The following is a 6000-nucleotide window of genomic DNA, read 5'->3' on the forward strand; positions in this document are numbered from 1 at the left end:
TAACCATCATTCGCCTGTCAAATTTCTCAGGCAATCTTGACAAGATCAGGTCGGGCTTCTATCTCAGAGCCACGTTAGCACTCTCGCATGATGAGTGCTAACAAGCGCGGATCGGCTCGATCCGTTAACAGGGTTCAACGTCTATAACACCAAGGGTTATACCATGGCTGATATCAAGTTCCGCCCGCTTCATGACCGCGTCGTCGTTCGTCGCGTTGAATCGGAAGCCAAGACCGCTGGCGGGATCATTATCCCTGACACCGCCAAGGAAAAGCCGCAGGAAGGCGAAATCGTCGCTGTCGGCACTGGCGCTCGTGACGAAGCAGGCAAGCTGATCGCTCTCGAAGTCAAGGCTGGCGACAAGGTTCTGTTCGGCAAGTGGTCGGGCACCGAAGTCAAGATCGGCGGCGAAGATCTGCTGATCATGAAGGAATCCGACATTCTCGGTATCGTCGGCTAATCCTTCAGGTTCGCGCCGGTTAGGCGAAGCCAGAGATTAGTTTCTACCTGAATATCAATTCACCATAATCTGACCGGGACATTTCCCAGGAGAGTAAAATGGCTGCAAAAGACGTAAAATTCGGCCGCACTGCGCGCGAAAAGATGCTGCGCGGCGTCGATATCCTCGCTGACGCTGTTAAGGTAACGCTCGGCCCTAAGGGTCGTAACGTTGTTATCGACAAGTCCTTCGGCGCTCCGCGCATCACCAAGGACGGCGTATCGGTTGCCAAGGAAATCGAACTCGAAGACAAGTTCGAAAACATGGGCGCACAGATGCTGCGCGAAGTGGCTTCGAAGACCAACGACACTGCCGGTGACGGCACCACCACTGCGACCGTTCTCGGTCAGGCTATCGTTCAGGAAGGCGCAAAAGCTGTTGCTGCCGGCATGAACCCAATGGACCTGAAGCGCGGCATCGACCTCGCAGTGACTGAAGTTGTTGCTAACCTTCTCGGCAAAGCCAAGAAGATCAACACCTCGGAAGAAGTTGCTCAGGTTGGCACGATCTCCGCTAACGGCGAAGCCGAAATCGGCAAGATGATCGCTGAAGCGATGCAGAAAGTCGGCAACGAAGGCGTCATCACGGTTGAAGAAGCCAAGACCGCTGAAACCGAACTCGAAGTCGTTGAAGGCATGCAGTTCGACCGCGGTTACCTGTCGCCTTACTTCGTCACCAACCCGGAAAAGATGATTGCGGACCTCGAAGACGCATACATCCTTCTGCACGAAAAGAAGCTTTCGAACCTTCAGGCTCTTCTGCCAGTTCTCGAAGCTGTTGTTCAGACTTCCAAGCCACTCGTCATCATCGCTGAAGACGTTGAAGGTGAAGCTCTTGCAACCCTCGTCGTCAACAAGCTGCGTGGCGGCCTGAAGATTGCTGCTGTCAAGGCTCCTGGCTTCGGCGATCGCCGTAAGGCAATGCTCGAAGACATCGCGATCCTCACCGGCGGTCAGGTTATCTCCGAAGACCTCGGCATCAAGCTTGAAACCGTTACGCTCGACATGCTTGGCCGCGCGAAGAAGGTTTCGATCTCGAAGGAAAACACCACGATCGTTGACGGTGCAGGCCAGAAGGCTGAAATCGACGCTCGCGTTTCGCAGATCAAGCAGCAGGTTGAAGAAACCACGTCTGACTACGACCGTGAAAAGCTTCAGGAACGTCTCGCCAAGCTCGCTGGCGGCGTTGCCGTGATCCGCGTTGGCGGCGCAACGGAAGTTGAAGTTAAGGAAAAGAAGGACCGCGTTGACGATGCCCTGAACGCAACCCGCGCTGCGGTTGAAGAAGGTATCGTTGCTGGTGGCGGTACCGCTCTGCTCCGCGCTTCGGCTCAGATTGCTGCCAAGGGCGCAAACCCTGATCAGGAAGCTGGCATCAACATCGTTCGTCGCGCTCTGCAGGCTCCAGCTCGCCAGATCACGACCAATGCCGGTGAAGAGGCTTCGGTTATCGTTGGCAAGATCCTTGAAAACGGCTCGGATACCTACGGCTACAACACAGCCAATGGTGAATTCGGCGACCTGATCAAGGCTGGCGTTGTCGATCCCGTTAAGGTTGTCCGCACCGCCCTGCAGAACGCAGCATCGATCGCCGGTCTTCTGATCACCACCGAAGCCATGATCGCTGAACTGCCGAAGAAGGATGCAGCTCCTGCTGGCATGCCTGGTGGCATGGGCGGCATGGGTGGCATGGATTTCTAAGAAATCCATAAAGCTCGCCCATGAGTACAATGCCTGCACCGCAAAGCGGTGCGGGTGGCGGCATGGATTTCCAAGAAATCCATGGAGCTCATTTTGATGAGAATGCGAGAAAGGCGGCCCTTGGCCGCCTTTCTTTTTACGTTAGGTAACCATTTGTGATTTATGAAAAATTTACTCTGCTCACGCTTTGCAGCAATGAAGCTTGTATTTTAGAAACTTCTGATTGACTCCCGGTCGCCAATCATGGTCAATCCCGAATGACATAGAGATGGACTTCCTGTTTGCCCCCGCACTTTGGAAGTCCTGTCTCAGGCAACAGGAAAGGCAGGCTTCGGCCTGTCTTTCCACTTGCACTCCTTTAAAGGTTCAGCCCTTATTCCGCGGCGTCGATCTGTGCCTTGCCTGAAGCCAAGGCATCATAACGAGCACGGGCCATCATTACTTTTGCTTCATTGGCTATCGCCCACTCACCCAGCGCACGCACGGGCCGCAAAAGATCACGCCCCATTTCTGTCAGTTCATATTCGACCTTGGGCGGAATTGTCGGGAAGATCGTGCGTTTGACGAACCCGTCCCGCTCCAGATTACGCAATGTCGTCGTCAGCATTTTCTGAGAAATACCGTCTACGGTTCGGCGCAATTCGTTGAAACGCATTGGGTGATTGCCGAGGTAACTCACCACAAGCACTGTCCACTTATCGCCAACACGAGACAGAATTTCCGTTACGGTCCTGCACGCATTGGTTTCCTTGAAGTCACCGGGTTTCATAAAAGTGCCTCCTTGCGCCGTGAATAGGTCACTTATATAGCGTCGGTTTCCAACAGTTACTACTCTAATAGAGGTGTTTTCGATGTCTAAGCTCAAAGTCGCCGTTATTGTCGGCAGCACACGCGAACAGCGTTTTGCCCCCGTGCCTGCGCAGTGGATTGCAAAACTCGTTGCGGAACGGCCGGAATTGAATGTAGAGATTCTCGATCTCGCCGACTATCCGATGAGCTTCTATGGCGACCCCGCCACCACGACGGCTCAAGCTGAAACCGCCGACAAATGGAAAACCAAGCTTCGCGAATTCGATGCCTATATTCTCACTGCGGCCGAGTATAACCACGCTCCTACTGCCGTTTTGAAGAACGCCATCGACTATGGTGACTGGATTCAGAAGCCAATGGGGTTTGTCGGCTATGGTGGCGTCGGTGGCGCTCGCGCTGTCGAACAATTGCGAATGATCGCTGTCGAAATGTCTTCGATGTCGGTCAAAACCGGCGTCCATATCCTTTTTCCCGATTATCTCTCTGTCGTTAAAGGTGAGAACACGCTCGACGACCTCCCTCATCTGGCAGAGGCCGCCAAGAACATGCTCGATCAGTTGATCTGGTGGGGTAAGGCGCTTAAGTCCGCTCGCGCCGTATGACATAGAGTAAGCCGGAACGTTAGAATTCCGGCTTGCCGCTACCATTGTGCGCCCTATGATTATCCACAGTCACAATGGAATGGATCGTCATATGCGCAAAGAACTTCCCATCGCCACGGCCCCAAAAGATGGTCGCAAGATAACAGTCGTCTGGACCGATGAAGACGACCAGCGCAACGAGTCAATTGCTCAATATCGAACGCTTGCTCAGTTGCAGGCTGGCGGCGGGCAATGGGACGAAACCGATACTGGCTGGTGGACTTTCACCGACAGCAAAACCCAGCGCAAAATAGAACCGACCGCCTGGATTTCCGAGACGGATGACAGCGACGAAGAAGACGATGCGTGACCGGGCAATCCCGGTCAACAAAAATTGACTTTTTCAATCATATTTTATCAAATGATTGCGTACTAAATGTTTCACAGAGAAACATTGGCCCCCCAAGGCTTTGGCGGTGCTATATTCAATCTGAAAGGCTCGGTTCCGAGTCCAAGTTAGCCGGAGACCTGAAATGACTGCTACGCGTACCGAAACAGATACTTTCGGACCGATTGATGTTCCCGCAGACCGTTATTGGGGCGCACAGACGCAACGCTCACTGCAAAATTTCAAGATCGGCGGCGAACGTATGCCGCTGCCATTGGTTCACGCATTGGGTGTTGTAAAGCGTGCGGCAGCGGAAACCAATATCGCCCTGGACAAGCTTGATCCGGTTCTCGGTCAGGTCATCGCAGTGGCGGCGTCCGAAGTCATTGAGGGCAAACTCGACGATCACTTTCCGTTGGTCGTCTGGCAGACAGGTTCCGGCACGCAGTCGAACATGAACGCCAATGAAGTGATCTCCAATCGCGCCATCGAACTGCTTGGTGGCGAGAAGGGTTCGAAGAAGCCGGTTCATCCGAACGACCACGTCAATATGAGCCAGTCGTCCAATGATAGCTTTCCAACGGCAATCCACATCGCCACGGCAGTCGAGGCGGTCAATCGCCTTTATCCAGCGCTGAAGCATCTGACCAAGGCACTCATGACCAAGGAAGAATCCTTCAAGGACATTATCAAGATCGGTCGTACCCATACACAGGACGCAACGCCGGTTACTCTCGGACAGGAATTTTCCGGTTATCGCGCCGCCTTGGAATATGCGCATCTTCGCATCGAACAGTCACTCGCAGACGTCTTTCTGCTCGCACAGGGCGGCACCGCCGTCGGTACAGGTCTGAATGCGCCAATTGGCTTTGATACGGGCTTTGCTGAAGCCGTGAGCGAAATTACAGGCCTCACTTTCAAAACCGCGCCCAACAAATTCGAAGCTCTTGCCAGCCACGGCGCCATTCTCAATTTCCATGGCAGCCTGAATGCCTTGGCGGCAGACCTTTTCAAGATCGCGAATGACATCCGTTTCCTCGGCTCCGGCCCGCGTTCTGGGCTCGGCGAACTGTCACTGCCCGAAAATGAACCTGGGTCCTCCATCATGCCGGGCAAGGTCAATCCGACCCAGGCCGAAGCAATGACCATGGTGGCAACGCAGGTATTCGGCAACCAGACGACAGTAACGGTTGCCGCAAGCCAGGGGCATTTCGAACTGAATGTGTTCAAGCCGGTGATCGCATACAATGTCCTGCAATCGATCCGCATTCTCAGCGATGCCATGGTGTCATTTGCCGATCATTGTGTAGAGGGCATCGAACCGAACTTGAACCGCATCAAGGAACTGCTGGATCGCTCGCTGATGCTCGTGACCGCGTTGGCTCCGGCTATCGGTTATGACAATGCAGCCAAGATTGCCAAGACAGCTCACAAGAACGGAACGACCTTGCGTGAAGAAGCCTTGGCAAGCGGACTGGTGTCGGAAGAAGACTATGAACGGCTGGTGCGCGCGGAGAGAATGATTGCACCAGAGTGAATTGGTATTCATACTGTAAACAAACTGTCGAGGATTAGACGGCTTTCCTTGACAGTCAGCAATCGTTAATTGATGCCTCAGTTCAACAGGAGATAGCCCCGCATGTCCTCTATCACTCCACAGTCCAACGGCGCTGTAACGCTCATCGCCCGCATCTTTCTTTCGATTCTCTTCATCATCGCCGGCTACGGCAAGCTGACCGCCATTTCAGGCACTGCAGGTTATTTTGCCGGAATCGGCCTTCCGGTTCCGACCGTTACGGCTGTTATCGTCGGTCTGGTAGAATTTGTCGGCGGCCTTGCAATTCTCGTTGGCTTTCAGACCCGCATTGCTGCGGCCGTTGTCGGTCTCTTCACCATTGGCGCAACACTTGTTGCCCATATGGACTTCTCGCAAGGCATGAATGCTATGATGGCTCAGAAGAACCTCGCAATTGCCGGCGGCCTCTTCATCCTCGCCCTGCACGGCGCAGGTTCGCTTTCGAT

The 6000-nt window shown here is 53.9% G+C and carries 7 protein-coding genes; 6 read left to right on the plus strand and 1 reads right to left on the minus strand.

The annotated features are described in order from the left end of the window. Window positions 1-163: 163 nt before the first annotated feature. Together groES and groL are read left to right on the plus strand one after the other, a co-directional pair. Window positions 164-460 (plus strand): co-chaperone GroES, encoded by a 297-nt coding sequence (gene groES, locus FIB18_RS21680; protein WP_140022693.1) that lies wholly within the window; start codon window positions 164-166, stop codon window positions 458-460. Between the two features lie 98 nt (window positions 461-558). Then, entirely contained in the window at window positions 559-2199 is a 1641-nt protein-coding gene (gene groL, locus FIB18_RS21685; protein ID WP_140022694.1) for a chaperonin GroEL, read from the plus strand. 373 nt (window positions 2200-2572) lie between these two features. Here groL and FIB18_RS21690 read toward each other — a convergent pair whose 3' ends face one another. After that, on the minus strand, window positions 2573-2968 hold the full coding sequence (locus FIB18_RS21690; protein WP_140022696.1) for a winged helix-turn-helix transcriptional regulator: 396 nt from the start codon (window positions 2966-2968) through the stop codon (window positions 2573-2575). 82 nt (window positions 2969-3050) lie between these two features. Here FIB18_RS21690 and FIB18_RS21695 point away from each other — a divergent pair, with 82 nt between their 5' ends. From FIB18_RS21695 to FIB18_RS21710, 4 genes are all read left to right on the plus strand, one after another. Then, window positions 3051-3611, plus strand: coding sequence for an NADPH-dependent FMN reductase (locus FIB18_RS21695; protein WP_140022697.1), 561 nt, complete (start codon window positions 3051-3053; stop codon window positions 3609-3611). 91 nt (window positions 3612-3702) lie between these two features. Next, a complete protein-coding gene (locus FIB18_RS21700) occupies window positions 3703-3960 on the plus strand; it encodes a hypothetical protein (protein ID WP_140022699.1) in 258 nt (85 codons plus the stop codon). A gap of 163 nt (window positions 3961-4123) precedes the next feature. Next, window positions 4124-5515, plus strand: coding sequence for a class II fumarate hydratase (fumC, locus tag FIB18_RS21705; RefSeq protein WP_140022701.1), 1392 nt, complete (start codon window positions 4124-4126; stop codon window positions 5513-5515). A gap of 102 nt (window positions 5516-5617) precedes the next feature. After that, window positions 5618-6000, plus strand: a 383-nt coding sequence (locus tag FIB18_RS21710) for a DoxX family protein (protein WP_140022702.1), incomplete at its 3' end; no start/stop codon positions are given.

The sequence above is a fragment of the Brucella pecoris genome, assembly GCF_006376675.1.
GTDB classification, from domain to species: Bacteria; Pseudomonadota; Alphaproteobacteria; order Rhizobiales; family Rhizobiaceae; genus Brucella; species Brucella pecoris.

Coding starts and splice junctions, on each gene's coding strand:
- groES (WP_140022693.1), top strand. CDS start 164: ATGGCTGATATCAAGTTCCGCCCGCTTCATGACCGCGTCGTCGTTCGT.
- groL (WP_140022694.1), top strand. CDS start 559: ATGGCTGCAAAAGACGTAAAATTCGGCCGCACTGCGCGCGAAAAGATG.
- FIB18_RS21690 (WP_140022696.1), bottom strand. CDS start 2,968: ATGAAACCCGGTGACTTCAAGGAAACCAATGCGTGCAGGACCGTAACG.
- FIB18_RS21695 (WP_140022697.1), top strand. CDS start 3,051: ATGTCTAAGCTCAAAGTCGCCGTTATTGTCGGCAGCACACGCGAACAG.
- FIB18_RS21700 (WP_140022699.1), top strand. CDS start 3,703: ATGCGCAAAGAACTTCCCATCGCCACGGCCCCAAAAGATGGTCGCAAG.
- fumC (WP_140022701.1), top strand. CDS start 4,124: ATGACTGCTACGCGTACCGAAACAGATACTTTCGGACCGATTGATGTT.